The organism is Shinella sedimenti, from assembly GCF_022601905.1.
In the GTDB taxonomy this organism is placed as follows: Bacteria; Pseudomonadota; Alphaproteobacteria; order Rhizobiales; family Rhizobiaceae; genus Shinella; species Shinella sedimenti.
This window is the reverse complement of record NZ_JAKVIN010000001.1, coordinates 333,725-355,887: the sequence shown is the minus strand read 5'-3', so window position 1 is coordinate 355,887 and position 22,163 is coordinate 333,725. Positions and strand designations below refer to the sequence as shown.

Sequence of the window (22,163 nt, the reverse complement as noted above, 5' to 3'; positions counted from 1 at the left end):
CACATGTCCTTCCTGCCGAAGGTCGCCCCGGCAAACCGCGCCCGCACAGGGGCGAACACGGATATTCTATCAGGCCTAGCGCTTACCGCGGGGCGGGCGCGTGCCCGGCTGGCGGCGTGGACCGGAACCCTTACGGCGGCCCGACTTGTGGAACGAACGCACGGCGGTCGGCATCTTGCGGCCTTCGCTGACCATGTCGAAGCGCAACGCGCCGGCAAGCGGCACGGCTTCGGCAAGCTTGACGCGCACCTCGTCGCCGAGGCGGTAGCCGAGCCCGGTCTTTTCACCGGACAGCGCCTGATGGGCCTCGTCGTAGATGAAATAGTCCTGGCCGAGCATCGATATCGGTACGAAACCATCCGCGCCATATTCGGGCAGGGTGACAAAAAGTCCCGCCTTGGTGACGCCGGAAACGCGGCCGTCGAATTCCTCGCCGAGGCGCCCCGCGAGGTGATGGGCGATCAGCCGGTCCACCGTATCGCGCTCCGCCGCCATGGCACGGCGCTCGAAGGTCGAGATTTCGGCAGCGATGTCGTCCAGAACGGTTTCTTCGTCCGGCGTGATACCGCCTTCGCCGAAGCCGAGCGAGCCCACCAGCGCGCGATGTACGATCAGGTCCGCATAGCGGCGGATCGGCGATGTGAAGTGGGCATACTTCATCAGGTTCAGGCCGAAATGGCCGATATTCTCCGGGCTGTAGATTGCCTGACTCTGTGAGCGCAGCACCATCTGGTTGACCATCTGCTCGAAGGGTGTCTCCTTCGCCTTGGCCAGCACGCCATTGAAATGGTTGGAGCGCATGTTGCCGCCCTTCACCAGCGAAATGTCGAGCGTCTGGAGGAATTCGCGCAGCGTTTCCTGCTTGGCAAGCGAGGGGGCGTCGTGCACGCGGTAGACGAGGACCTGCTTCTTCTTCTCCAGCGTTTCGGCGGCCGAAACGTTCGCCTGGATCATCATCTCTTCGATGAGCTTGTGCGCATCGAGGCGCGGCGGCACGAAGACCCGGTCGACGGTGCCATCGGGTTTCAGCAGAATCTTGCGTTCCGGCATGTCGAGTTCGAGCGGCTGCCTGCGGTTCCTGCCGATCGTCATGATGCGGTAGGCTTCCCAGAGCGGTTTCAGGATCGTCTCGAGGATCGGGCCGCTCTTGTCATCGGGTGCGCCGTTTATGGCGGCCTGCGCCTGCTGGTAGGACAGCTTCGCCGCGCTCTTCATCATGATGCGGTGGAAGGTGTGGCCCGCCTTGCGGCCTTCCTTCGAAAACACCATGCGCACGGCGAGGGCCGGGCGGTCGACGCCTTCCTTCAGCGAGCAGAGGTCGTTGGAAATGCGCTCTGGCAGCATTGGCACGACGCGGTCGGGGAAGTAGACCGAGTTGCCGCGCTTCAGCGCCTCGCGGTCGAGCGCGGATTTCGGGCGAACATAGTAGCTGACATCGGCGATGGCGACGGTGACGATCACGCCACCCGGATTGTCCGGCGAGGTATCCGGCTCGGCGTGCACGGCATCGTCGTGGTCCTTCGCGTCAGCAGGATCGATGGTGATGAGGGGCAGGCTGCGCCAATCCTCGCGATGCGACATGGACGCCGGGCCTGCCGCTTCCGCCTCGCGGATGACCGCGTCGGGAAAGATGTACGGGATGCCGTGGGCATGGATGGCAATCATGGAGATCGCCTTCTCCGACGCCACGGAGCCGACCACGCCCTTGATCTGCGCGCGCGGCAGGCCAAAGCGGCCGATGCGCACGACATCGATCTCAACGAGGTCGCCGTCCTTGGCGCCGGCCGTGGATCCGGCATCGACGTCCATCTCCTCGCCGCGTCGGTCGATCGGCAGGATGCGCCCATTGCCGCCGGGCATGGAGCGGAAGACGCCCATGCCGGAGTTCTTCTTCTTGTCGAGAACCTTGATGACGCGACCGGTATAGGCCGGCCCGCCGCGTTCCCTGGCCGGAAAGATCTTCGCGAGAACCCGGTCGCCGAGGCCGGCGACGGGTGCCTTGTCCTTGCGCGGTCCGCCGGACTGGCGGATCAGCACGGCCGGCGCCACGCCCGCGTCGTCGAGCCATTCGGCAGGGCGCCCGATCAGTTCACCATCGACATCGCGGGTTGTTATGTCGAGCACGGCGACCGGGGGCAGGGCACCGGGGCGCACCAGCGACTTGCGGCGCTTTTCCAGGAGACCGTCCTCCTCGAAGGATTTCAGCAGCGCCTTCAGTTCCACGCGCGCGTCTCCCTTCAAGCCGAAGGCCTTGGAGATTTCGCGCTTGGAGGCCTGCTCGGGATGATCGGCGATAAAGCGCAGCAGAACGTCGCGCGGCGGCACGACGCCGTGGATGATCGGCGTATCGTCTGCCGCCGGGGCATCACGACCCGCGCGGCCGGGCCGCCTGGATTGTCCCGACCGGCTGCGTGGTTCTCTGGTCATTCGATCAGGCCTTCTTTGCCTTGGGAGCTGTCTTCGGCTTGGCGGCGGCTTTCGGCTTGGCGGCGGCCTTTGCCTTTGGCTTCGCCGTCTTCGTCTCGCCGGTCTTTGCCGCCTTCGTGGACTTCGCCGCCTTGGCCCTGCCGCCCTTGGCAGGCGTCTTGCCGGCCTTGTCGGCGATCAGCACGAGCGCTTCCTCCAGCGTGACGCTGTCGGCGGACTTGTCCTTCGGCAGGGTCGCGTTGACCTTGCCCCAGTTGACATAGGGCCCGTACTTGCCGTCGCGCACCGTGATGGGGCCGCCGTCCGGGTGGTCGCCCAGCGTCTTCAGGGCAGCCGGTGTACCGCGGCCGCGGCCGCCCGGGCCCTTCGACGCCTTGTCCGCGATCACTGTTACGGCCCGGTTCAGACCGATCGAGAACACGTCTTCCACCGTTTCCAGATTGGCGTAGCCGCCGTCGTGCAGCAGGAACGGCCCGTAGCGGCCAAGCCCGGCCGAAATCATCTTGCCCGTTTCCGGATGCTGGCCGATATCGCGCGGCAACGAGAGCAGGGCGACCGCCTTCTCATGGTCGATGGTGGCCGGCGCCCAGCCCTTCGGCAGGCTCGACCGCTTGGCTTCCTTGCCGTCGCCGCGCTGCACATAAGGCCCGAAACGGCCGGAGCGCAGGGTGATTTCCTCGCCGGTATGGGGATCCTTGCCGAGGCTCTGCGGTTCGTTGGAGACGGACGCATCCGCATCGGAACCGCCGTCGGCGGAAAGCTGGCGAGTATAGTTGCATTCCGGATAGTTCGAGCAGCCGACGAAGGCGCCGAACTTGCCGAGCTTCAGCGACAGCTTGCCAGTGCCGCAGACCTGGCAGATACGCGGATCGCTGCCGTCTTCGCGCTTGGGGAAGACGAGCGGTGCCAGTTCCTCGTTCAGCGCGTCGAGAACATTGGTGACGCGCAGTTCCTTGGTTTCCTCGATCTGTGCGAAGAAATCCTTCCAGAAATCCCGCAGAACCTGCTTCCAGTCGAGCTCGCCGGCCGAGATCTTGTCGAGTTTCTCTTCGAGATCGGCCGTGAAATCGTATTCGACATAGCGCGTGAAGAAGCTTTCGAGGAAAGCCGTGACGAGACGGCCCTTGGTCTCGGGGATCAGCTTGCGCTTGTCGATGATGATGTATTCGCGGTCGCGCAGCGTGGCGAGCGTCGCGGCATAGGTGGAGGGACGGCCGATGCCGAGCTCTTCCATCTTCTTGATGAGCGTGGCTTCGGAATAGCGCGGCGGCGGCTCGGTGAAGTGCTGCGTAGCGTTCACCTTTTGCTTGTCGAGCTTCTCCTGCGCGTTGATTTCCGGCAGGCGGCCATCCTCGTCGCCGTCATCCGATTGCTCGCCGTCCTCCTTCTGGTCCGTATAGGCGGCGATGAAGCCGTCGAAGCGGATGACCGAGCCGGTGGCGCGCACACCGGCCTTGCGGCCGCCATTGTCAGCTTCGATCTCGACGGTCGTACGCTCGATTTCGGCGGAGGCCATCTGGCTCGCGATGCCGCGCTTCCAGACGAGATCGTAGAGCTTCAGCTGATCCGCATCGAGGAAACGGCGCACCTCGTCGGGCGTGCGATCGAATGATGTCGGGCGAATGGCCTCGTGCGCTTCCTGGGCATTCTTCGCCTTGGTGGAATAGAGTCGCGGCTTTTCCGGCACATAACGCTCGCCGAACTGGCTTGCGACGGCCCGGCGGGCGGCGTCGATCGCCTCGGGTGCCATCTGCACGCCGTCGGTACGCATATAGGTGATGAGACCGACGGTCTCGCCGCCGATGTCGATGCCTTCATAGAGCTTCTGTGCCACCTGCATTGTGCGTGATGCCGAGAAGCCGAGCTTGGAAGACGCGGCCTGCTGCAGGGTCGACGTGGTGAAGGGCGGGGCGGGATTGCGCTTGGTGGGCTTTGCCTCCACGCTTTCCACGCGATAGGCCGCGCCGTCGAGCAGGGCTTTCAGGCGGTTTGCCTCTTCGGCATTGCCGATGGCCTTTGGCGTCAGGCGTTTGCCCTCCGCAGACACGAGACGCGCCTCGAACTCGTCGCCGCGCGGCGTCTTCAGGGTGGTCGAGAGGTTCCAGTACTCTTCCGAAATGAAGCGCTCGATCTCGGATTCCCGGTCGCAGACGAGGCGAAGCGCTACCGACTGCACGCGCCCGGCGGAACGGGCGCCCGGCAGCTTGCGCCACAGCACCGGCGAAAGATTGAAGCCGACGAGATAGTCGAGGGCGCGGCGCGCCAGATACGCATCGACCAGCGATATGTCGATGTCGCGCGGATGTTTCATCGCATCCAGAACGGCCGACTTGGTGATGGCGTTGAAAACCACGCGCTTCACCGGCTTGTCGCCGATCACCTTCTTCTTGTTGAGCACATCGAGGACGTGCCAGGAGATCGCTTCACCTTCGCGATCCGGGTCGGTCGCGAGGATGAGGCCATCGGAGGACTTCATCGCGTCGGCGATATCCTTGATGCGTTTTGCGGAGGCCGTGTCGACTTCCCAGGACATCTCGAAGTCCTCGTCCGGCCGCACGGAACCGTCCTTGGCCGGCAGGTCGCGGACATGGCCGAAGGAAGCGAGCACCGTGTAACCAGGCCCGAGATACTTGTTGATCGTCTTGGCCTTGGAAGGCGATTCCACAACTACAACATTCATCGTCATTTCTCTGATACCAGGTGCCGCGGCTTGACCGCGCGGCAAAAAAGAAGGCGTCCCGCGCCGCAAAGTGTGTTTCGACATGAACAGGGAAAGCGTTCCGGTCAAGAGGTAGGGTTGAAATAAGTCGGTTACAACGCAATACAACCAATGGTCGACTAATAATTTATTGCAATTATAAATAATCGTATTATCGTTTGAGTGGTACAGGAATTGCAACCTGAAGTGATGATTCGTCACGGATGCAACGGGGGTGCCATGAACCCGAAAACAGCCACGCCAAGCATGCCGCCGCGCACTGCGGAGGACAACATAGCCTATATACGCCAGATGCTCGGCGAGTTGCGCAGCATCGCAAACAATGACGGCGCGGACATGCTGCGCTACCTGATCGAGATGGCCTATGTCGAAGCCGGAGACATCCAGTCCGGCGTGAGGCCGCTCTCAGTCCGCGGTCATCGAGACGCGCCCATCGACGTGGCGTTCCAATCGCCCCGCAAGGTCAAGTTCTAGCAGAATGAGATAGACGGCAGACGGGGTGATGCCGGTGTAACGAATGATCTCGTCGATCTCGGTCGGGACAGGGCTCAAAGCCTCCGTCAGCCGTTCACGATCGCTTTCGCTCGGCGGCAGCCGTTCGGCGGATGCGATGTCCTCGTCCGGTTCGTCGGCTCCGCTGTGCGGCTGGAAGAGATCGGGCTCGCACAGGGGGCGCAGGCCGTCCAGCACGTCCTGTGCCGTCGTGGTGATCGTCGCGCCATCCTTCAAAAGGCCGTTGGTTCCTTCGCAACGCGGATCGAGCGGCGAGCCGGGCACGGCGAAGACCAGCCGTCCGAAATCGCCCGCATTGCGTGCTGTGATCAGCGAGCCGGAGCGCATCGCAGCTTCCACCACGACGAGGCCAAGCGACATGCCGGCGATCAGGCGGTTGCGGCGCGGAAAGTCGCGTGCGCGCGGCTCCCATCCGAAGGGCATCTCGCTGACCGCAACGCCGTCCCGCGCTGTCAGCTCGTCGAGCAGTCCGATATTTTCGGGCGGGTAGGGCTTGTCGAGCCCGCCGGCCATGGCCGCGATGGTGCCAGTCTCGATGCTGGCGCGATGAGCAGCGGTGTCGATGCCGCGGGCAAGACCGGATACGATGGCATAGCCCGCCCGGCCGATGTCCCGCGCCAGCAGGCCGGCGAGCTTCATGCCTGAAATGGAGGCATTGCGGGCACCGACAATGCCGACAGCCGGCGCCGTCATGACCCTGCGATTGCCCTTGACTGCCAGGAGCGGCGGTGCGCCGTCGATCTGGCGCAGAAGAGGCGGATAGTCGGGTTCGCCGATGCCGACGAAGCTTGCGCCATGCCTCTCGGCCATCTCCATTTCGCGTTCCGCATCCGCCCGGCTGGCGACACGGATGCTGCGCGATGCGCCGCCGCGCCGGGAGAGCTCCGGTAACATTTCCAGCGCGGTCTCGGCGCTGCCGAAGTGGTTGATCAGATCGCGGAAGGTGACCGGCCCGACATTGTCGCTGCGGATGAGCCGCAGCCAGGCAATCCTCTGTCGATCCGTCAGCGCAATTCCCGTGGTCCTTGCGCTGCGGTCGTCCATGGCTATCCCTTGCTGCCGATCTTGCTTTCCGTGCCGCTCATGAGGCGGCTGATATTCGCGCTGTGCTTCCACCAGGTGATGAGCGTCAGCACCAGGAAAAGCAGCGCCACTTTCTCATACCCGAGAAACCACAATACAACCGGAGATACGGCAGTTGCAACCAGGGCCGAGAGCGACGAGTAGCGGGTGATATAGGCGCAGGCGATCCAGACGGCGGCGAACACCGCGACCATGACGGGCACCAGCCCGAGCAGAACGCCGACATAGGTCGCAACGCCCTTTCCGCCCTTGAAACCGAGCCAGACCGGAAAGAGGTGGCCGAGGAAGGCGGCGAAGCCCGCGGCAATGCCGGCCTCGATCCCCCAGCGCGAGGCGATCGCGGCCGCGGCCGTGCCCTTCAAAGCATCGAGAAGCAGTGTCGCGGCGGCAAGTTTCTTGTTTCCCGTGCGCAGCACGTTGGTCGCGCCGATATTGCCGGAGCCGATCTTTCGCACGTCGCCCAGCCCCGCCATGCGGGTGAGGACCAGCCCGAAGGGTATCGACCCCAGCAGATAGCCGAATGCGAGGGCGGCAAGGGTCGGCAATGCACCGAGCGGCCAGCTGAAAATGTCGGACACGATTGTTCCCCCGTTTTGTTCAGAGCATTCGGGGCTTTGTCTCCCGAGCGGCCGATGTCCCTTCAGCCCAGCGAATGCACCCGTTTGCCGGCAACATAGGTGCTAACCGCGCGCCCCGTAAAGCGGGCATCTTCGAAGGGCGTGTTCTTCGATCGCGAGACGAACGTCTCTTTCGTGGCAAGCCACGGCTCGTCGGGATCGATCAGCACGATATCGGCCTTCGCGCCCGGCGCGAGCGTGCCGGCGTCGAGGCCGAAGATCTTTGCCGGCCGCGTCGACAGCGCATCGATGAGCCGCATGAGCGGGACTTCGCCGCTGTGATGCAACCGGAGTGCAGCCGCCAGCATGGTTTCGAGCCCGATTGCGCCATCCGCCGCATCAGCGAAGGGCAGGCGCTTGGTGTCGACATCCTGCGGATCGTGCGAGGAGACGATGATGTCGATGTCGCCCCTGGCGAGCGCGTCGACCATGGCCTTGCGGTCGTCCTCGCCGCGTAGCGGCGGCGACAGCTTGAAGAACGTGCGGTACTCGCCGATGTCGTTCTCGTTGAGTGTCAGATGGTTGATCGAGATGCCGCAGGTGGCATTTGCGCCGCGCTGGCGGGCGGTCTTCACCGCCTCGGCGGACTCGGGCACGGAAATCTGCGCGGCGTGGTATTTGCCGCGGGTGAGGCCGGCGATGCGCAGGTCACGCTCGAGCGGGATCAGTTCGGCTTCGCGCGGGCTGCCGGACAGGCCGAGCCAACTCGCGAGCAGCCCCTCGTTCATGACACCGCCCGCGCCGAGATACTTGTCGCGCGTTTCGAGCGCGATGACGCTGCCGAATTCGCGTGCATAGGTCATGGCGCGGCGCAGCACCTGAGCATTGTGCATGGGGTTGCGGCCATTGGTGAAGGCCACCGCGCCTGCGTCCTTCAGCAGGCCGAACTCCGTCATCTCCTCGCCGGCAAGCCCTTTGGTCAACGCGGCGGCCGGATGAATGTTGACGATCGCCTTGTCGCGCGCGTTCTTCAGCACGAATTCGACCAGCGCGATGTCGTCGATGACGGGGTCGGTGTCCGGCATTGTGATGAAGGTGGTCACGCCGCCGGCGGCTGCCGCGCGCGAGGCCGATTCGATGGTCTCGCGATGTTCCGCGCCGGGCTCGCCGACGAAGACACGGGTATCGACGAGACCGGGCGCGGCGATCACGCCACGGCCATCTACGATCTCGGCGCCCTCAGGTGCGCCCTGGTTGTGCGCGCCACTGCCGATAGCGGCGATCCGCCCGTTCTCGATGACGATGGAGCCGTTTTCATCGAGGTTGCGGGACGGGTCGAGGATGCGGAGGTTTTTCAGGACGGTGGTGCGGGTCATGCGCGGACATCCTGGTTCTGTGAGAGGAGGAGCGTCTGCATGACGGCCATGCGCACGGCGACACCCATCTCGACCTGCTGCTCGATCACGCTCTGCGGGCCGTCGGCGATTTCGGAGGCGATTTCCACGCCGCGGTTCATGGGGCCGGGATGCATGACGAGCGCATCCTCCTTCGCCGCTTTCAGTTTTTCGGCATCGAGGCCGTAATAGTGGAAATATTCGCGCACCGAGGGCACGAAGGCGCCGGACATACGCTCGCGCTGCAGCCGCAGCATCATGACGACGTCGGCATCTTTCAGGCCCTCCGCCATGGAGTGATAGACCTCGGCCCCCATCTCCGCGATGCCGGATGGCAGCAGCGTTGTCGGCGCCACCACGCGCACCCGCGCGCCCATGGCGTTGAGCAGAAGGATATTCGAGCGGGCGACACGCGAATGCAGCACGTCGCCGCAGATGGCGACGATGATGCGCGAAAGCTTGCCCCGGGCGCGGCGAATGGTCAGCGCGTCGAGCAGGGCCTGGGTGGGATGCTCGTGCTGGCCGTCGCCGGCATTGATGACGGCGCAGGAGACCTTTTGCGCCAGAAGGGCCGCGGCACCGGCGGAAGAATGGCGCACCACCAGCACGTCCGGATGCATGGCGTTCAGCGTCATCGCGGTATCGATCAGGGTTTCGCCCTTCTTCACCGAGGAATTGCCGACCGACATGTTCATCACATCCGCGCCGAGCCGCTTGCCGGCCAGCTCGAAGGAGGATTGCGTGCGGGTGGAGGCTTCGAAGAAGAGATTGATCTGCGTCAGCCCGCGGAGCGCCGACGTTTTCTTCTCCCGCTGGCGGGAGATTTTCACTGCCTCGTCGGCGCGGTCGAGCAGGAACGTGATGTCGTGCTCCGTCAGACCCTTGATACCGAGAAGGTGGCGATGCGGAAAGAAGTCCATGGGGGCTCCGCCTCAACTGTCGTGGATACGCGCGGTCTATAAAGTGTCGGTTTCCGCGCGGCAAGGCGGCTCGGACCGCTCGGCGTGCATTCCCACGCTTTTGTGCGCTGAAGCGCATCTGCGGCATCACGGCCCCGTTTCGCCCCGTCGCGACTTGGGATAGAACCCGCTCATGACTCGCGACACCGAACAGAAACTTGCCGATCTCAACCAGCCGCCGCTGTGGTCGGGCATCAATGCCTACCGCTCCGATCCGCTGCTGGTCGACGCCACGGACGCCATGCCCAAGAGCCTTCGCGACGAGTTCGACGCGATCGGCCGCTATGTGACCTCGCCGGAGGCGCAGGAGCTTGCGCGCATGGCAAACGAGGGCGTTCCGCAACTGCGCACGCACGGGCCGCGCGGCGAGCGCATCGATGTCGTGGACTATCACCCCGCCTGGCATGCGCTGATGCGCCGGTCCATGGCGACCGGCCTGCATTCTTCGCTCTGGGAAAACGTTCCGGACGAGAATGGCATCGCGCACAAGGCGCGCGCCGCCCGCTTCTTTCTGACCGCGCAACTCGAATGCGGGCATCTCTGCCCGCTGACCATGACGAGCGCCTCCGTCGCGGCGCTGTCGGCCTCGCCGCAGGTGCAGCGCGAATGGGGCCGCAAGATCCTGTCGCGCAAATATGACAGCGCCAACAAGCCCGCCATGCAGAAGAGTGCCATTACCATCGGCATGGGCATGACGGAAAAGCAGGGCGGCACGGATGTGCGCGCCAACACCTCGACGGCCGAGCGTGTCGGCGAGGGCATTTACCGGCTGAACGGGCACAAGTGGTTCATGTCGGCGCCGATGAGCGACGGCTTTGTAATGTTGGCCCAGACCCGCGAGGGCGTCGGCTGTTTCCTCGTGCCGCGCCTGCTGGAGGACGGCTCCGGCAACGGCCTTCGCTTCCAGCGCCTCAAGGACAAGATCGGTAACCGCTCCAATGCCTCGTCGGAGGTGGAGTTCTCCGACACATTCGGCTTCCTGCTCGGCAAGCCGGATGCGGGCATTGGTACCATTCTCGACATGGTCACGCTGACGCGGCTAGATTGCGCGCTGGCCTCCGCCGGCATCATGCGCGCGTCCCTCGCCGAAGCCGTGCATCACACCCGCGGCCGAATGGTCTTCGGCAAGCCGCTGGTCGCGCAGCCGATCATGACGCGGGTGCTGGCCGATATGGCGCTCGACGTCGCCGGTGCAACCGCGCTCTCCTTCCGCCTCGCCGATGCATTCGACAAGGCGCGCGACAGCGCAAGCGACGCCGCCTATGCCCGCATCATGACGCCGGTCACGAAATACTGGTGCTGCAAGATCGCGCCCGCGCTCATCTACGAGGCGATGGAATGCATCGGCGGTAGCGGTTATGTGGAGGAGCGCCCGATTGCCCGCCACTATCGCGAGGCTCCGGTCAACGCGATCTGGGAAGGCTCCGGCAATGTTATGGCGCTCGACCTGATGCGGGTCATAAGCCGTGGCAGGGACCTGTTCGAACTGCTCTTCGCCGGCTTTGCCCGCGATCTCGGCCCCGCCGGCAAGAAGACGGTGGAAGTTCTGCGCGCCGCCCTGTCGCTCTGCGAGCGGGATGAGGGTGCTGCCCGCATGCTGGTGGAGCAGCTCGCCCTGGCTGCGGCCGCTGCCGAACTCTACCGTGCCGGTGCCGGCCGCATTGCCGATGCCTTTCTGGAAACGCGTCTGGCCTCTGGCTGGCGCGCGACCTACGGCATGCTCGATTCGCGCTTCGATTCGGCCTACATCGTTGATCTGCTCTATCCGCCGGCCAGATAGGCCGCCGTGGCCAGTACGATCGGGATGGTGAAGAAAGACGCGACGGTCTGAAGCGTTGCGACCGCCGCATAGAGCGGCGCATCCCCACCCATCTGCTTGGCCAGAACATAACCGTTCATGGCGGTGGGTACGCTCGCCCCCATGGTTATCGTCATCAAGTGCTCGCCGCGCATGCCCAGCGCGTAGGCCGCCGCGGTCATCACGAGTGGCATGAAGATGAGTTTCAGGAACAGCGGCAGCAAAGCCAGCGGACGTGGTCTCAAGGCGTCCGCCAGTTTCAGTCCGGCACCGACCATGATGAGACCGAGGCTCAGCGACGAGCTCGCCACCAGCTCGGCTGCCTGCATTACCGGCTGATAGAGCGGGATTTCCAAGAGATTGATGGTCACGCCCAGCGCCGACCCGATGATCATCGGGTTGGTGAGCACCTTCCACAGGAAGGTCTTCAGGCTCCGGCTGCCGCCGCCGAACCAGATCAGCATCGCGATATTGTAGAAGTTCAGGGGAATGATGATCAGCGTGGCTACGAGTGCAACGAGCGCGAGGCTTTGTTGCCCGTAGAGCTTTTCGCCGATGGCCAGCGCGATGAAGGCATTCCACCGGGTCGAGGTCTGGAAGACGGACGTGAAGGATGAACCCGACACGCCGGCTGCGCGAAACAGCGGCCAGGACAAGACGATCAGCAGCGCGATGAGCGTCACCGAGCCGATGGAGCCGATGGCGACGCTGCCGGCAGCAATTCCCGAAAACTCGGCCTTGGCGAGCGTCGTGAAGAGTAGGCACGGAAACAGCACGTAGAAGCCGAGCTGTTCCAGCCCGTTCCACATGTCGCCGTCGATGGCACGCCACCGTTTGAGCAGCACGCCGAGCACGACGAGCAGGAAGATGGGCAGGATGCTTTCGAAGATGAGGAGCATGGAACCGGAGGGCCTGGAGACGATTATCCGCTCATGCCCTGTCGCGATAGTGGTGGCAAGGGCGGCCGCAACCGCCGCCCGTGTGGAAATTAACCTTAATCGCAGGTTTGCATTGCGCGAACAGGGTTAACCGGCAAAGCTGCCATTAACCTGCTGTTAACCATGTAGCGAGTGATGAGTATGGCCATGGCGGCCCGGATATCGGTCATGACGACCCTGTTTTCCTTCACGGCGGTGGATATCGTGCTTCCGCTCATCGTTCTTGTCGCCGTCGTGGTGATCAGCGAAACGCTGTTTGCCGCTGTCGACCTTCTCGCAACGCGGAGGAGGGCGGCATGAAATGGTTCCTCATTCTCTGGGCGGGGCCGATCGCGCTGCTGGGCAGCTGGTACGGGCTTTCTTACTACGACATGAATTTCGGCATCTTCATGCTGACACGCGATGCCCACGATCTGGTGTTCCGCATCTACGGGCACATTCTGGGCATTCCACCGGAGAGCATTCCGCCGCTCGTCCTACGCGCCATCATCCTCGACAGCTTCCTGGTGCTCGGCATCATCGCCTTCCGCCGCCGCAAGAAGATTGCGGCCTGGTGGCAGGCGCGCCGTCAGTCGGCGCCGGCCGTCCTGGCCAGGGATGAAAGCCTGTCCAGCGCGCCCTGAAGGATGAAGGAGGCGGCCGCCGAGTCGATGCGCTCGGCCCGCTTCTTGCGCGAGACATCCATTTCGATCAGCGTACGTTCCGCTGCGACCGTCGAAAGCCGTTCGTCCCAGAAGACGAAGGGAATATCTGTCTTCTCCGACATGGAGCGCACGAAGGCGCGGGTGGCCTGCACGCGCGGACCGGCACTGCCATCCATATTGACCGGCAGGCCGATGACGAAGGCGGCGATCTTCTCCTTTGCGGCAAAGGCCAGCAGCAACGCCGCATCCTGCGTGAATTTCACGCGCTTCAGCACCGGCCGGGGCGTCGCGAGCCGCCGGCCGATATCGGAAACCGAGAGACCGATGGTCTTGGTGCCGAGGTCGAGGCCCGCGACGGGCTGCCCGGGGGCGAGGATCTGCGACAGTTCTTCCAGCGTCAGCGTCGCCATGGGGCAGCCTCTCAGCGTTTGCGGACGAATTCGGTGCGCAGCACCAGGCCGCGGATGCTTTCATGCCGGCAGTCTATTTCTTCCGGGTTGTCCGTGAGGCGGATCGAGCGGATGACCGTGCCCTGTTTCAGCGTCTGGCCCGCACCCTTGACCTTCAGGTCCTTGATGAGCACGACCGAATCGCCATCCGCCAGCACATTGCCGGCGGCGTCGTGCACGGCATTCTGCGCGGCCTTTTCCGCCGCGACCTCGGAGGCCGGGCGCCATTCGCCTGTTGCCTCGTCATAGATGTAATCGTCGTCGCTCATGGCGAACTCCTTCTTCAATCATGAGCGCCACGCTTATAACGATCCGGCGGCGGATGGAAACGCCCTTCATGCCGACTATATTGCCTGGCGAATCCAAACCGGAGACTGTTCATGAAAATCACCTGGCTCGGCCACTCGGCTTTCCGCATCGAAACGGCGAAGGCGAGAATCCTCATCGACCCGTTCTTTACCGGCAATCCGGCCTTTGATGATTCGACGCGCAAGGACGCCGTTTCCGGCCTTACCCATATCCTGCTCACCCACGGCCATGGCGACCACGTCGGCGATACAATCGGGATCGCCAAGGAAACCGGCGCAACCGTACTCGCCAATGCCGATCTCGCCGCCTGGCTCGGTGCCAAGGGCGTCGAGAATGTCGATATGGGCAATACCGGCGGCACCGTACATTTCGACGGCTTTTCGACCACCTTCGTCAATGCGCTCCATTCGTCCGCGCAGATCACCGAGGACGGCACGTCCCATTCGCTTGGCAGCGCCAACGGTCTGGTCCTGCATTTCGAGGATGAGCCGACGCTTTACCACATGGGCGATACGGACATCTTTTCCGACATGGCGCTGATCAACGAGCTGCACCAGCCGGACATCGGCCTGGTGCCGATCGGCGACCGGTTCACCATGGGCGGTGCCGTGGCAGCACTCGCCTGCCAGCGCTTCTTCAAGTTCGGTACCGTCATTCCCTGCCACTACGGTTCCTTCGGCATCATCGACCAGACGGCGGACCTTTTCGTCCAGGCCATGGATGGTGCGTCTGCCCGCATCGAGGTGCCTGAGGTCGGCGGTGTCGTCACGCGCTGAACGGCGGGAAATCGGGCGAGGGGGCGTGGAACCGGCCATTCCCCCGTTGCGCCCCTTGGGCTTGGTCATTATAGCGAAGGGGAAATTTCCCATCGGAGACCGCCATGTCCGTAGATCTAGCCACCGTGAAGCGCGTCGCGCGCCTTGCCCGCATCGCCGTCAGCGAGGAAGAGGCAAACCGCATGACCGGCGAACTCAACGGTATCCTCGGCTTCGTCGAGCAGCTGTCCGAGGTCAATGTCGAGGGTGTCGAGCCAATGACCTCCGTCATGCCGATGGAGATGCGCAAGCGCCAGGACATCGTCAATGACGGCAACAAGGCCGATGCGATCGTCGCCAACGCCCCGGCCACTGACCGCAATTTCTTCCAGGTTCCGAAGGTTGTGGAGTAATCCTTGACCGTCACCATCGACGTCGAAAGCCCGCTCACGGATGAGGTTCGCACGCTGATCGCAGAGCTGAACACGGCGCTGCTCGCGCTGTCGCCGCCGGAGGCGTGCTATCACCTCACTGTCGAGGAGATGGCTGACCCGACTGTGACGGTCTGGATCGCACGCGACGGCGACACCGCTATCGGCTGCGGCGCGCTGAAGCGCCACTCCGACACGATTGGCGAGGTGAAACGCATGTTCACCCGGCCGGCCTGGCAGGGGCAAGGCGTCGGTCGGCGTATGCTCGAAAAGATCCTGGAAACCGCCGAACGGGAAGGACTGAAGACGCTCGTTCTCGAAACGGGGGACCAGCATCCGGCGGCATGGGCGATCTACGAAAAGGCGGGCTTCACCCGCTGCGGACCCGTGCTCGACTACCCGGATTCACCCTATTCCATATTCTATCAAAAGCAGCTTTCTGCTGCCTGACCTGAAGTGACCGCACCCATGACCGACCTGACCCGCCTGACCATTGCCGAAGCCCGCGAAAAGCTCTCCGCCAAGGAGATCAAGGCGGTCGAGCTGACGGACGCGTATCTTTCCGCGATCGAGGCGGCCAATCCGGCAATCAATGCCTATGTCGCCGTGACGCCGGAAAGGGCGCGCGAGATGGCGAAGGCTTCCGATGCCCGCATTGCCGAAGGCAAGGCCGGGGCGCTTGAAGGCATCCCCCTCGGCATCAAGGACCTGTTTGCCACCGAAGGCGTGCACACGCAGGCCTGCAGCCACATCCTTGACGGCTTCAAGCCGCAATACGAATCGACCGTCACCCAGAACCTCTGGAACGACGGCGCCGTCATGCTCGGCAAGCTCAACATGGATGAGTTTGCCATGGGCTCGTCCAACGAAAGCTCCTATTACGGTGCCGTGAAGAACCCGTGGCGCGCTAACGGCTCCAACGCCGATCTGGTGCCGGGCGGTTCGTCCGGCGGTTCGGCCGCAGCTGTCGCCGCGTTCCTTTGCGCAGGTGCGACCGCGACGGATACCGGCGGCTCGATCCGCCAGCCGGCAGCCTTCACCGGCACCGTCGGCATCAAGCCGACCTATGGCCGTTGCTCGCGCTGGGGCATCGTCGCCTTCGCCTCGTCGCTCGATCAGGCCGGCCCGATCGCACGCGATGTTCGCGACGCTGCGATCCTGATGAAGTCCATGGCGAGCGTCGATGCCAAGGACACGACCTCCGTCGACCGGCCGGTGCCGGACTACGAAGCGTCTCTCGGCCAGTCGCTGAAGGGCATGCGTATCGGGATCCCGCGCGAATACCGCGTCGATGGTATGCCGGATGAGATCGAGGCGCTCTGGCAGCAGGGCATCGCCTGGCTGAAGGACGCCGGCGCTGAAATCGTCGACATCTCGCTGCCGCACACGAAATATGCCCTGCCGGCCTATTACATCGTCGCGCCGGCGGAAGCCTCGTCGAACCTCGCCCGCTATGACGGCGTGCGCTACGGTCTGCGCGTTGACGGAAAGGACATCGTCGACATGTACGAGAAGACGCGCGCCGCCGGCTTCGGCACGGAAGTGAAGCGTCGCATCATGATCGGCACCTATGTGCTGTCGGCCGGCTATTACGACGCCTACTACCTGCAGGCCCAGAAGGTGCGCACGCTGATCAAGCGCGATTTCGAGCTGGTATTCAATGCCGGCGTCGACGCCATTCTGACCCCCGCGACCCCGTCGTCGGCCTTCGGCATCGCCGACGAGGAACTCGCCTCCGATCCGGTCAAGATGTACCTTCAGGACATCTTCACGGTGACGGTGAACATGGCCGGCCTGCCCGGCCTGTCGGTTCCCGCCGGGCTTGATCACAAGGGCCTGCCGCTCGGCCTCCAGCTCATTGGCAAGCCTTTCGACGAGGAAAGCCTCTTCCGGACGGCCCACGTCATCGAGCAGGCCGCCGGCCGCTTCACGCCGGCCAAATGGTGGTAGGGGGCTCTTCCCTCGACACGCCAAGCATCCGAAAAGTTGTCCCGTAACGGCAATAGTTGCCGTTACGGCAGCCGCTTTGCGCCGTTTTCCGCTTGAACCACATCCCAACGCTAACAAACGCGCCCTCCCGGTCGTTCAGCCGGTGCGGATGGCAACGGATGGACGGCCTCTTCCCGCTTCGCAACAGGTAGGGGATCGCCCGGCCATGTGCCGGACGGTTTCGTTTCGGGTGCATCATCTCCGTGGATAGCCCTGCCGGTCTCTCGCCGACTCACGCCGATGGTGCTTTCATCGTACCGAAGAGGTGTGGCGCATGATCATTGTTCGCAATGCCCGTGAAGGCGATGTCGCAACGCTTGTCGAAATCGGCACAAGGGCTTGGGAACAGGCCGTGGTCGGGGTTGCCGATCTCCAGGTCCGGCGCGACCATGCCCGCAACGCCTTCGAGCAGTTCCTGCCCGGCCATTGGCTGCATGTCAGCGTGGCCGAGGCCGACGGTATGCCTGCGGGCTGGGCGGCGCGCGAGGCTCTCGACGACGAGATCAGCGACCTCTGGATCGATCCCCTTCAGCAGAAGAAGGGATTGGGAACCGCTCTGCTGGCAGCCATGGAGGCGGAAATCATCGCTGCGGGCTTCGAAGCATCCCGGCTCCAGACCCACGCGCGCAACATTGCCGCCGTCGCCTTCTTCCAGAAGCACGGCTATTCGGTGAACTGGCTTTCCGTCGACTACTCGCCGCGTCTCGATCGCAATGTCGAATCGATCGGCCTGCGCCGCCAGCTCGTCGCCGATCTGCCGATTGGCTACGGGCCGGGCGGGTTTTGAAGGAGGCGCAGCCTTCGCCGCGCCTCCGCTCGCTCACTGGTTGTCGAGTTGCGATCGCACCAGTTCAAGTCCGCGTTGCGTGATGCGATAGGGCCTGCCGCCGGTCGAGGCGATGCAGCGCCGGCGCTTCAGCTTGCGAAAGAGCACTATGTCGAGCCCGCCCGCCCGCCATCCGTCGCGCGTGATGCAGGCGACGGCGGTGATCTTGCGGTTCTCGTCTTTTTCGATGTCGATCCTGCCGCCCTGAGCGAGCAGGTGCAGAATGCGCTGTTCTGCGCGGGAAATGTCCATTGTCGTGGGAATCCGTCTGGCGTTCGAACGAACGCGGAAAAACGTTCCGCCACCGGTCGGTGGCAGGGTTCAGCGTTTTTTCCGACCCTGTGCGCAAAAGCTGCGGACAGGGTCTCTAGCGGGACTCAGACGAGTTGGACATCAAGACTCCATTTGCGGATATCCCTTAGATAAATCCGACATCTTTTATCGTCAACGTTACGACCAGATCAGCGAGTGATGCAGGAAGACGGCGGTCTTCACGCCGTTGGCCGAGGCCAGCGCAATATTGGCCGCGCCAAGCGCGATGTCACCGGCGGCATAGAGGCCGGGCAGGGACGTCTGCCCCGTATCGTCGGTGTGGAGAATGTTGCCGATCGGCGTGGCCTTCAGTTCCAGGTCGCGATCCCGCGGGATGTCGCTGCGAACGCGGGCCTCCGGGCTGACGAACAGCGCCTTGACCAGCGTGGGAATGCCGGGACCCGTCTCGACGGCGAGCATCCCGCCAGGCCCGTCCGTGACAGCCGTTACGCGGCCAGGCCGAAGCTTCACATTGCGCGCCTCAAGCACCGCCAGATCCCTCTCGTCCGGCTCCGGCACAGCATTGGTGAAGAGCGTGACATCGCCCCAGTCGGCAACGACGGCGGCAAAGCGCGCGGCGTCGGACGTGCGCGCCAGGACGCCGACCGGTCCGCCGCCCACTTCGTAGCCATGGCAGTAAGGGCAATGCAGCACCGTCTTGCCCCAGCGTTCGGAAAGGCCGGGAATATCAGGCAACTGGTCCTCGAAGCCGGTGGAGAGTAGAACGCGGCGCGCGTCGATCTGCCCGCCATCGCCGGTGACGACGGTAAAGGCATCCCGTTCCCCGTTCAGGGTTTCGGCCGATGTCGTCCGGAACGTGACGGTTTCGTACACGGCAAGCTGGCGGCGGGCATCCGCGAGGATATCCGCACCCGGCCGGCCGTCCTGGGCGAGAAAGCCGTGCGAGTGCGCAGAGAAACGGTTACGCGGCAGGCCCGTGTCGAGAATGGTGACGCGTCGCCGGGCGCGGGCAAGCTGCATGGCGGCAGACAGGCCGGCAAAGCCCCCGCCGATGATGATGGCATCTTCGGTCATGATCGGTCCTTTCATGTGAGCGTGCGGCATCCTTCGCCCGGCACATGCCGGTCGTTTGACGAGGATGCTGGGAAGTGGCTGCCTTAGCCCGTGTCGGCCCGGCAGTGTTTCGCCGCCGCGCGGAAGTCGGCGGCGAGATCGGCCAGCGTCGAGCCGGCAAAGCGCGCCATCAGGATGGCTTCCGCATCCTTCAGGGCGTCGCCGATCACCCGGTTGACGGATTGCTCGACAACGCAGCCCGGCATTTCCGTCGCCGGGCCGATCTGGAAGACGATCGGTTCGCCAAGCGCATTGTAGATGTCGAGCAGAGAGATTTCGGCGAGCGGCCGGGCAAAGTGCCAGCCGCCGCCATGGCCGCGGCCGGACTGCACGATCCCGGCGTCACGCAGCCCGGCCATGGTGCGTCGCACGACGACGGCGTTGGTATCGAGGCAGCGCGCAAGATCGTCCGACGTCATCGGCTCCTCACGTTCGGCCATATGCATGAGTGCATGAAGCACGGCGGAAAGGCGGCTGTTTCTTTTCATGTAACAATAATAGTTACGAATAATGATGGATGTCAAGAAGAGGCGGGATATGATGTCAGCCGGCTAGCAGCAGTCGTTGGAGGTCGGGGCCGAAGATCAGCGCTGCGGGAACCAGGGCGGCATGCAGAATAAGGATCGCCAGGAGTAGTGTGCGAAAGGGTTCCTTGCGGGTTTTGTGCCGCAACAGGCGTTGCGCGGCAAAGGCACCGAGGCTGCCGCCGAAGAAGGCGAGTTGCAGCAAGCGTGCTTCGGAAACGCGCCAATGACCGTCGCGCGCCGCTTCCTTGTCCCACCAGTAGACGCAGAACGTCACGACGTTGAAGAGGAGGAAGATGATCAGAAGCGTTGCCGGCGTGCCCATGACACCCTTTTAGCCGCACAACCTTGCCGGCTTGCTAATGAAGGCCGGTGGCATCAGCTGAAATCCTTGCGCCGCCTGTCCATATGTTCTACCGAGACAACACCGAAGACACCACAGCAAGAGCCTAAAAATGACCCTCGTCGACGTCCGCACTCCCGATCCGAAACGCTTGATCCCCGGCGCCACAGGCGACTGGGAAGTCATCATCGGAATGGAGGTGCACGCACAGGTCCTTTCGAATTCGAAGCTGTTTTCCGGCGCTTCCACGCAGTTTGGCAAGGCACCGAATGCCAATGTATCGCTCGTCGATGCCGCCATGCCCGGCATGCTGCCCGTCATCAACGAGGAATGCGTCAGGCAGGCCGTGCGCACCGGCCTTGGCCTGAAGGCGCAGATCAATCACCGCTCGATCTTCGACCGCAAGAACTACTTCTATCCGGACCTGCCGCAGGGCTACCAGATCTCGCAGTTCAAGGACCCGATCGTCGGCGAGGGCAAGATCGTCATTTCGCTCGGCCCTGATCGTCAGGGCAATTTCGAGGATATCGAGATCGGCATTGAGCGCCTTCACCTGGAGCAGGACGCCGGCAAGTCGATGCACGACCAGCATCCGACCATGTCCTATGTGGATCTCAACCGCTCCGGGGTGGCGCTGATGGAGATCGTCTCCAAGCCAGACATGCGCTCGTCGGACGAGGCAAAGGCCTATATGACGAAACTGCGCTCCATCGTGCGCTATCTCGGCACCTGCGACGGCAACATGGACGAGGGCTCCATGCGCGCCGACGTCAACGTTTCCGTGCGTCGCCCCGGGGAGGCCTTCGGCACGCGCTGCGAAATCAAGAACGTCAACTCCATCCGCTTTATCGGCCAGGCGATCGAGTATGAAGCCCGTCGCCAGATCGGCATTCTCGAGGATGGCGGTTCCATCGACCAGGAAACGCGTCTGTTCGATCCCGGCAAGGGCGAGACGCGCTCCATGCGCTCGAAGGAAGACGCGCACGATTATCGCTATTTCCCCGATCCGGACCTGCTGCCGCTGGAGTTCGACAACGAATTCGTCGGCAAGCTGCTCGCCGACCTGCCGGAACTGCCCGACGACAAGAAGATCCGTTTCGTCAAGGATCTCGGTCTTTCGGTCTATGACGCCTCGGTGCTCGTCTCCGAAAAGGCGATCGCCGATTATTTCGAGGCGGTGGCCGCCGGCCGCGACGGCAAGATTGCCGCGAACTGGGTGATCAACGACCTGCTGGGTGCCTTGAACAAAGCCGGCAAAGACATTGAAGAGACTCCGGTTTCCCCCGATCAGCTCGGCGGTATCATCGATCTGATCAAGGATGGCACGATCTCGGGCAAGCTCGCCAAGGATCTCTTCGAAATCGTCTGGAACGAGGGTGGCAACCCTGCCGAGATCGTCGAGGTGCGCGGCATGAAGCAGGTGACGGATACCGGGGCCATCGAAAAGGCGGTCGACGAGATCATCGCGGCGAACCCCGATCAGGTTGCCAAGGTCTTGGCCAAGCCCACGCTTGCCGGCTGGTTTGTCGGTCAGGTCATGAAGGCGACGGGCGGCAAGGCCAACCCGCAGGCGGTTCAGGCCCTTGTCAAGGCCAAGCTCGGTATCGAGGAATAATGGTGTTCTTCGTTCGCACCGCTGCGGAGCGCGACCTGGCAAAAGTCAGCGAGCTGCTGTCGGAGACGTGGCACGCGACCTATGACGCGCTCTACGGTGCCGATAAGGTGAGCGAGATCACGGCGCGCTGGCATTCCGTGCCAGCGCTGAAGGCCCGGCTGGAGCGCAAGGACAGCGAGTTCGTCGTCGCCGACGACGGCAAGGCGTTTGCCGGCATGGGCTATGCCGCCATGGCGAAGGACCGGCCGAAGACGGCCATTCTTCACCAGCTCTATGTCCTGCCGCGCTATCAGCGCCAGGGCATCGGCCGCGACATGTTCGCGGAACTCGAAACCTGCTTTCCCGATGCGAACGCCATGTTGGTTGAGGTCGACCCACGCAACGATGCGGCCGTGGCCTTCTATGCCGCACACGGTTTCGTCAAGGTTGGCGAGACAAAGCACACCGCAGACGATGTTTCCGGCGTGCCGCTTCATGTCTACGAGAAGCCGCTCGGCGGCTGAT

At 63.6% G+C, this 22,163-nt stretch carries 24 protein-coding genes; 11 read left to right on the top strand and 13 right to left on the bottom strand.

Annotated features, from left to right (window positions below):
- Positions 1 to 75: 75 nt before the first annotated feature.
- Together rnr and topA are read right to left on the bottom strand one after the other, a co-directional pair.
- Positions 76 to 2,427, bottom strand: coding sequence for a ribonuclease R (gene rnr / locus MKI86_RS01830; RefSeq protein WP_241596345.1), 2,352 nt, complete (start codon positions 2,425 to 2,427; stop codon positions 76 to 78).
- Positions 2,428 to 2,431: 4 nt separating this feature from the next.
- Positions 2,432 to 5,107 (bottom strand): type I DNA topoisomerase, encoded by a 2,676-nt coding sequence (gene topA, locus MKI86_RS01825; RefSeq protein WP_241596343.1) that lies wholly within the window; start codon positions 5,105 to 5,107, stop codon positions 2,432 to 2,434.
- Between the two features lie 258 nt (positions 5,108 to 5,365).
- Here topA and MKI86_RS01820 point away from each other — a divergent pair, with 258 nt between their 5' ends.
- Entirely contained in the window at positions 5,366 to 5,620 is a 255-nt protein-coding gene (locus tag MKI86_RS01820; RefSeq protein WP_241596340.1) for a hypothetical protein, read from the top strand.
- On the opposite strand, the gene dprA is transcribed toward MKI86_RS01820, so the two are convergent.
- From dprA to MKI86_RS01800, 4 genes are all read right to left on the bottom strand, one after another.
- Positions 5,552 to 6,703, bottom strand: coding sequence for a DNA-processing protein DprA (gene dprA / locus MKI86_RS01815; protein WP_241596337.1), 1,152 nt, complete (start codon positions 6,701 to 6,703; stop codon positions 5,552 to 5,554). The two genes, MKI86_RS01820 and dprA, sit on opposite strands and share 69 nt — an antisense overlap.
- A 2-nt stretch (positions 6,704 to 6,705) precedes the next feature.
- Positions 6,706 to 7,311 carry a glycerol-3-phosphate 1-O-acyltransferase PlsY gene (gene plsY, locus MKI86_RS01810; protein ID WP_241597790.1) on the bottom strand — a complete coding sequence of 202 codons (606 nt, stop codon included), beginning with the start codon at positions 7,309 to 7,311 and terminating at the stop codon, positions 6,706 to 6,708.
- Positions 7,312 to 7,382: 71 nt separating this feature from the next.
- Positions 7,383 to 8,675: a dihydroorotase gene (locus MKI86_RS01805; RefSeq protein WP_241596335.1), complete on the bottom strand. Its 1,293-nt coding sequence runs from the start codon at positions 8,673 to 8,675 to the stop codon at positions 7,383 to 7,385.
- Positions 8,672 to 9,613, bottom strand: coding sequence for an aspartate carbamoyltransferase catalytic subunit (locus tag MKI86_RS01800; RefSeq protein ID WP_241596332.1), 942 nt, complete (start codon positions 9,611 to 9,613; stop codon positions 8,672 to 8,674). The genes MKI86_RS01805 and MKI86_RS01800 overlap by 4 nt, the downstream gene beginning before the upstream one ends.
- 172 nt (positions 9,614 to 9,785) lie before the next feature.
- Between MKI86_RS01800 and MKI86_RS01795 the strand changes: the two genes are divergently transcribed.
- Positions 9,786 to 11,432, top strand: a complete 1,647-nt coding sequence (locus MKI86_RS01795) for an acyl-CoA dehydrogenase family protein (protein WP_241596329.1) — start codon at positions 9,786 to 9,788, stop codon at positions 11,430 to 11,432.
- Here the strand turns inward: MKI86_RS01795 and MKI86_RS01790 are convergent.
- The gene (locus MKI86_RS01790; protein ID WP_241596326.1) at positions 11,414 to 12,349 is read right to left on the bottom strand and encodes an AEC family transporter; all 936 of its coding nucleotides are present in this window, start codon (positions 12,347 to 12,349) and stop codon (positions 11,414 to 11,416) included. The two genes, MKI86_RS01795 and MKI86_RS01790, sit on opposite strands and share 19 nt — an antisense overlap.
- Before the next feature lie 207 nt (positions 12,350 to 12,556).
- Between MKI86_RS01790 and MKI86_RS23780 the strand changes: the two genes are divergently transcribed.
- Positions 12,557 to 12,688, top strand: a complete 132-nt coding sequence (locus MKI86_RS23780; RefSeq protein ID WP_256465722.1) for a hypothetical protein — start codon at positions 12,557 to 12,559, stop codon at positions 12,686 to 12,688.
- Positions 12,685 to 13,011 carry a DUF6105 family protein gene (locus tag MKI86_RS01785; protein WP_241596324.1) on the top strand — a complete coding sequence of 109 codons (327 nt, stop codon included), beginning with the start codon at positions 12,685 to 12,687 and terminating at the stop codon, positions 13,009 to 13,011. Before MKI86_RS23780 ends, MKI86_RS01785 begins: the two co-directional genes overlap by 4 nt.
- On the opposite strand, the gene ruvX is transcribed toward MKI86_RS01785, so the two are convergent.
- Complete coding sequence (ruvX, locus tag MKI86_RS01780) at positions 12,957 to 13,442, bottom strand: Holliday junction resolvase RuvX (protein ID WP_241596321.1); 486 nt, start codon at positions 13,440 to 13,442, stop codon at positions 12,957 to 12,959. The two genes, MKI86_RS01785 and ruvX, sit on opposite strands and share 55 nt — an antisense overlap.
- A gap of 11 nt (positions 13,443 to 13,453) precedes the next feature.
- Positions 13,454 to 13,750, bottom strand: a complete 297-nt coding sequence (locus MKI86_RS01775) for an alkylphosphonate utilization protein (RefSeq protein WP_241596318.1) — start codon at positions 13,748 to 13,750, stop codon at positions 13,454 to 13,456.
- 111 nt (positions 13,751 to 13,861) lie between these two features.
- On the opposite strand from MKI86_RS01775, the gene MKI86_RS01770 reads away from it, so the two are divergent.
- The 5 genes from MKI86_RS01770 (at position 13,862) to MKI86_RS01750 (ending at position 17,752) form a co-directional block, all read left to right on the top strand.
- Positions 13,862 to 14,566, top strand: coding sequence for a metal-dependent hydrolase (locus MKI86_RS01770; RefSeq protein ID WP_241596316.1), 705 nt, complete (start codon positions 13,862 to 13,864; stop codon positions 14,564 to 14,566).
- Between the two features lie 104 nt (positions 14,567 to 14,670).
- A complete protein-coding gene (gene gatC / locus MKI86_RS01765) occupies positions 14,671 to 14,958 on the top strand; it encodes an Asp-tRNA(Asn)/Glu-tRNA(Gln) amidotransferase subunit GatC (protein WP_241596313.1) in 288 nt (95 codons plus the stop codon).
- A gap of 3 nt (positions 14,959 to 14,961) precedes the next feature.
- On the top strand, positions 14,962 to 15,426 hold the full coding sequence (locus tag MKI86_RS01760) for a GNAT family N-acetyltransferase (protein WP_241596310.1): 465 nt from the start codon (positions 14,962 to 14,964) through the stop codon (positions 15,424 to 15,426).
- A gap of 18 nt (positions 15,427 to 15,444) precedes the next feature.
- Positions 15,445 to 16,926, top strand: coding sequence for an Asp-tRNA(Asn)/Glu-tRNA(Gln) amidotransferase subunit GatA (gatA, locus tag MKI86_RS01755; protein ID WP_241596307.1), 1,482 nt, complete (start codon positions 15,445 to 15,447; stop codon positions 16,924 to 16,926).
- Positions 16,927 to 17,239: 313 nt separating this feature from the next.
- Positions 17,240 to 17,752 (top strand): GNAT family N-acetyltransferase, encoded by a 513-nt coding sequence (locus MKI86_RS01750; protein ID WP_241596304.1) that lies wholly within the window; start codon positions 17,240 to 17,242, stop codon positions 17,750 to 17,752.
- 33 nt (positions 17,753 to 17,785) lie between these two features.
- Here the strand turns inward: MKI86_RS01750 and MKI86_RS01745 are convergent, their stop codons facing one another.
- The 4 genes from MKI86_RS01745 to MKI86_RS01730 all read right to left on the bottom strand — a co-directional run bounded on the left by MKI86_RS01745 (position 17,786) and on the right by MKI86_RS01730 (position 20,026).
- Positions 17,786 to 18,043: a YjhX family toxin gene (locus MKI86_RS01745; protein WP_241596301.1), complete on the bottom strand. Its 258-nt coding sequence runs from the start codon at positions 18,041 to 18,043 to the stop codon at positions 17,786 to 17,788.
- Between the two features lie 198 nt (positions 18,044 to 18,241).
- A complete protein-coding gene (locus MKI86_RS01740; protein ID WP_241596298.1) occupies positions 18,242 to 19,138 on the bottom strand; it encodes an NAD(P)/FAD-dependent oxidoreductase in 897 nt (298 codons plus the stop codon).
- Positions 19,139 to 19,221: 83 nt separating this feature from the next.
- A complete protein-coding gene (locus MKI86_RS01735; protein ID WP_241596295.1) occupies positions 19,222 to 19,665 on the bottom strand; it encodes an RrF2 family transcriptional regulator in 444 nt (147 codons plus the stop codon).
- Between the two features lie 55 nt (positions 19,666 to 19,720).
- Entirely contained in the window at positions 19,721 to 20,026 is a 306-nt protein-coding gene (locus MKI86_RS01730) for a DUF1294 domain-containing protein (protein ID WP_241596292.1), read from the bottom strand.
- A 130-nt stretch (positions 20,027 to 20,156) separates the two neighbouring features.
- Between MKI86_RS01730 and gatB the strand changes: the two genes are divergently transcribed.
- Positions 20,157 to 21,659 (top strand): Asp-tRNA(Asn)/Glu-tRNA(Gln) amidotransferase subunit GatB, encoded by a 1,503-nt coding sequence (gene gatB, locus MKI86_RS01725; protein ID WP_241596289.1) that lies wholly within the window; start codon positions 20,157 to 20,159, stop codon positions 21,657 to 21,659.
- Positions 21,660 to 21,661: 2 nt separating this feature from the next.
- Positions 21,662 to 22,162, top strand: coding sequence for a GNAT family N-acetyltransferase (locus tag MKI86_RS01720; protein WP_241597762.1), 501 nt, complete (start codon positions 21,662 to 21,664; stop codon positions 22,160 to 22,162).
- Position 22,163: the final 1 nt, after the last annotated feature.